The following is a 2,288-nucleotide window of genomic DNA, read 5'->3' on the forward strand; positions in this document are numbered from 1 at the left end:
TGATTTACTTACTTACTGCATTAATTAAGTATTTTATTACAGTTTGCAGGATTCAGTCAGATTCTGATTCAGTAAAATCTACTGCAATACAGAGATAAAACAGCAAGTAAACACTGCATTAAGTAAATACTGCATTACTGTATTAAGTAAATAAACTTCAATTAGGATGATCAGAAAACCAAGTTACCAAACTAATGAACTGTCAATATAGACAGGAGAGTACGAGTTAATTGATTTTGTTGATTACTTCAAGTTGGTGAAAGTTAAGTAGTTGACCATTTTAGTAAATACAATTACAATCGAATTAATATTATCAATAACTAAATGCTAGACACAACCTACATCGAAAAACTAACAGGATACAGTGGTTCGACTGTTGAATCAGTCCTTGAAGGTTTTATCAAATTTGTTCAATTAGAATTACGGGCAGGCAATGAAGTCGAAATCTCCAAATTTGGGGTATTTTACCCGAAGGAGTTTGGGGAACGGAAATCTCGTAATCCCCGCACCGGAGAAGAACTCCTTGCTAAACCTCGGACTAAACCTAGACTTCGTTTCTTTGATAGTTTTGAGAAAGGTATTCAGGATTCTGATTCTATTTCTTCTACCCCAACTACCTTAACTGCCCCGGCTCCCCTGACTATTCCCCCAACTATTCCCCCGACTCTAACCGCTCCGGCATCTGTACCCCCGCCAGTACCAGCAGCAGTATCAAATAGGATTTGGCACATTGTTAAAGATGGGGTTGCTATCCCAATTTCTGAATCGGAATTAAAATGGCAAATCACCCCCGATACCCTAGTTTGGACTGAGGGACAAGACGGTTGGAAATCTGCTTCTGAAGTCCCCAAATTAAAATACTTATTTTCCTGAATCCCCGAAATTAAGTCCCCGAAATTAAGTCCATAAAAAAAAGACTAGGATGGGCTGATCCATAGTCTTTTTTTAATGCCAAAACTTTAGAGAGGGAGAACTTTAGAGAGGGAGAATTAAGTTTGAGTTAACAAGGCTTGTGCATAAATTGTTTCACCATCACTACTTAGTCCCGTAATGAATAATCCGGTATAGGGGTCAGGGGAATTTCCCGTATCTTCGACATAAAGGACTCGTGGAGTATCTAACAATTTAAAGAGCGAGTACAGTTGGATGTAATATTCCGAGGATTCTGCCGTGACTTCTAAAGTTTCAATTCCGGCTCCTCCGATTACCGCAGTTGCTCCGGCTTGAAATTCAGTTAGGGCTTGCTGAACTAATGGGGAAAATGTTTCTTTCAAACCCATCACTCGAACAGTCCGCTCCGGGGGTTTATACCCTTCTACTCCAACAGCTTTTTTCCGGGCTGCGGCATCTAAACTTAGAACTTTTTTATCATCTAACGGGGTCTTTGAGCGCTTAATTGCTAACGGACTATCCGATTCTGATTCTCCCCAAAAGTTAAAATCTGAAACTGCATCTTTTAGTGTCGAAACTGCTAACTTAGCCGTAATTTGTGAAACCATTTTAATTCAAAATAACAACTGTACTTCTATCATACTACAATATTTTATTTTTGACAATAATAAATCACAATAAAAAAAAGCCCTCAGAATCCTGAAGACTTTTATCCTTAATATTATTGGTTTTAGCTCCATTTACCAGCAACAATCTTAATAGTCCCATCATTCTCAGTTTGGGATTCAATCTCAAATCCTTGAGCTAGTAGTTGATAAATTGTATTTTCCCTTGCATACATCGGTAATAAAGCCTCCATAAATTTAGTTTTCCCCCAAGCATCGTTATCGGAAATAAATTCATATTCTCCTTGAGAATTGAGCTTGAATCCTAAATTATAATTATGCCTTGGTCGTCGAATAACAAAGTCTGCTATTGTGCTATTGCCATAATAATCCTTGATAATGCTATTGGTTTCGAGAGTTGCTCCGGTTAGAATATCAAGTTGGGATTGTAGTAATTTATGGAGAACTCGTTCAAGGATAACATGGCTTTTGATTGAGGTTTTGATAGTTGTTAGATGTGACATAATTTACTCCTGAGTTAATGATTTTAGTTTAGATAGAATTGATGTTTGAGAAGCAACATCGTAATTAGAAAAAGAGTTGGAATCAACAAAACTAAAATCCTTGCCATAAAGTATCCTCTTGATTAATTTGATAATTAATTTCTTGATGATATTCTGGTAAAAGTTCTTGAGATTTAATTGTACCAAGGTCTAAATCCTTAGTAAGTTCAGTACAATTAGAGCCAGAGCCATTGAGGACTTTTTCAGTTATTGTGCCATCGGGATTAAT

General features: G+C 36.9%; 4 protein-coding genes. 1 reads left to right on the forward strand and 3 read right to left on the reverse strand.

From position 1 onward, the window contains the following. Nucleotides 1-324: 324 nt before the first annotated feature. Entirely contained in the window at nt 325-873 is a 549-nt protein-coding gene (locus AC559H_RS24855) for an HU family DNA-binding protein (RefSeq protein ID WP_051319895.1), read from the forward strand. A gap of 116 nt (nt 874-989) precedes the next feature. Here the strand turns inward: AC559H_RS24855 and AC559H_RS24860 are convergent, their stop codons facing one another. The 3 genes from AC559H_RS24860 to AC559H_RS24870 form a co-directional block, all read right to left on the reverse strand. After that, nucleotides 990-1,499, reverse strand: a complete 510-nt coding sequence (locus AC559H_RS24860; RefSeq protein ID WP_026796183.1) for a hypothetical protein — start codon at nt 1,497-1,499, stop codon at nt 990-992. A 122-nt stretch (nt 1,500-1,621) separates the two neighbouring features. Beyond that, nucleotides 1,622-2,020, reverse strand: coding sequence for a DUF1257 domain-containing protein (locus tag AC559H_RS24865; protein WP_026796182.1), 399 nt, complete (start codon nt 2,018-2,020; stop codon nt 1,622-1,624). 91 nt (nt 2,021-2,111) lie between these two features. Continuing rightward, nucleotides 2,112-2,288, reverse strand: a complete 177-nt coding sequence (locus AC559H_RS24870; RefSeq protein ID WP_071782775.1) for a DUF2997 domain-containing protein — start codon at nt 2,286-2,288, stop codon at nt 2,112-2,114.

Origin of the sequence: Planktothrix prolifica NIVA-CYA 540, from assembly GCF_963864145.1 — a bacterium.
GTDB classification, from domain to species: Bacteria; Cyanobacteriota; Cyanobacteriia; order Cyanobacteriales; family Microcoleaceae; genus Planktothrix; species Planktothrix agardhii.

Excerpts from the sequence above, each read along its gene's own strand:
- AC559H_RS24855 (WP_051319895.1), top strand. The coding sequence starts at position 325 with ATGCTAGACACAACCTACATCGAAAAACTAACAGGATACAGTGGTTCG.
- AC559H_RS24860 (WP_026796183.1), bottom strand. The coding sequence starts at position 1,499 with ATGGTTTCACAAATTACGGCTAAGTTAGCAGTTTCGACACTAAAAGAT.
- AC559H_RS24865 (WP_026796182.1), bottom strand. The coding sequence starts at position 2,020 with ATGTCACATCTAACAACTATCAAAACCTCAATCAAAAGCCATGTTATC.